The organism is Halolamina salina (assembly GCF_042678005.1).
GTDB classification, from domain to species: Archaea; Halobacteriota; Halobacteria; order Halobacteriales; family Haloferacaceae; genus Halolamina; species Halolamina salina.
In genome coordinates, this window is sequence record NZ_JBHUDH010000017.1 from 3,148 (window position 1) to 3,824 (window position 677).

The 677-nt window shown below is 72.5% G+C and carries 1 pseudogene; it reads left to right on the forward strand.

The window, feature by feature from the left end:
- Positions 1-677 (forward strand): annotated as a pseudogene (locus ACFR9S_RS02365) (FAD-dependent oxidoreductase); the annotation flags it as partial.

Genomic DNA, 677 nt, shown 5'->3' on the forward strand with positions numbered 1-677 from the left:
GATAATCGACCTCGAAGACGAGGGGGCCTCCGACGCGGAGATCGCCGAGACCGTCCTCGAGGCGATGGACGACCCGCTGCCGGGCTACGCCGACGAACTCGTCGAGCCGGTCGCCGAGCGCGCCCGCGAGCTGGGGATCTCCTTCTCCTTCGGCGAGGCCGCACAGGAGTGGTACGAGGACATCACCGGCGCGCCCGTCGTCGTCACCGAGACCGAGGACGGGGACCAGCAGGAGTACGAAGCCGACGCCGTGCTCGTTGCCGTCGGTCGCCGCCCGGTCGCCGACACGGTCGACCCGGACGCCGCGGGCGTGACGGTCGACGACGACGGGTTCGTCGTCACGGACGAGAACGGACGGACCAGTCAGGAGCACATCTACGCCGTCGGCGACGTGGCGGGCGAGCCGATGCTGGCTCACGAGGCCAGCCACGCGGCGCTCCACGCCGTCGAGGCGATCGCCGGCGGCGATCCGGGGCCGGTCGGCCCCGTCCCGAGCGTCGTGTTCACCGAGCCCGAGATCGCGACCGTCGGGGTCGCTCCGGAGGCTGCGGAGCGGGAGGTCACTGTCGGCCGCATGTCGTTCCGCGGGAACGGCCGCGCGCTCACCGCCGGCGAGGAGGAAGGGTTCGACCTTCCCTACGCCTGCCGGCAGGGGCAGTGTGTCTCCTGTGCCGGGC